The 528-nt window shown below is 62.7% G+C and carries 1 protein-coding gene; it reads right to left on the minus strand.

Annotated features, from left to right (window positions below; translation table 11 throughout):
* On the minus strand, positions 1 to 528 hold a 528-nt coding region (locus tag ACFFII_RS17480; protein ID WP_377700152.1), incomplete at both ends, for an integrase core domain-containing protein.

Below are 528 nucleotides of genomic sequence, written 5' to 3' on the forward strand. Positions count from 1 at the left end.
TGCAGGGTGAGCAATCGCCCGACGCGCGGAGCTTTCATCTCGCGCAGCGGGGCGGGCGATTGCGGTGGTCAGGGACCGCGCATAGTCAGCCGGGGTCTGGTAGTCTAAGGCCGAATGGGGGCGTTCGGTATTGTAGTCTGCAGCCCAGGCCGCGATCACAACACGGGCATGAGCCAGGTTGCGGAACATGGTCTCGTTGAGCAGCTCGTCGCGCATCCGACCGTTGAAACTTTCGACAAAACCGTTCTGCATCGGCTTGCCTGGCGCGATGTAGTGCCATTCGACCTTGTGCTCGGAACACCATCGCAGGATGGCGTTACTGGTCAGTTCGGTCCCGTTGTCGCTGACAACCATGCCGGGCTTTCCACGACGCTCGATCAGGGCCGTGAGTTCACGCGCGACACGGCGCCCCGAGATCGAGGTGTCCGGGATTGCCGCGAGACATTCACGGGTGACATCGTCGACCACGTTGAGCACCCGGAAGCGCTGGCCGCTGGCGAACTGGTCGTGGACGAAATCCAGCGACCA

The sequence above is a fragment of the Paracoccus niistensis genome, from assembly GCF_042432925.1.
GTDB classification, from domain to species: Bacteria; Pseudomonadota; Alphaproteobacteria; order Rhodobacterales; family Rhodobacteraceae; genus Paracoccus; species Paracoccus niistensis.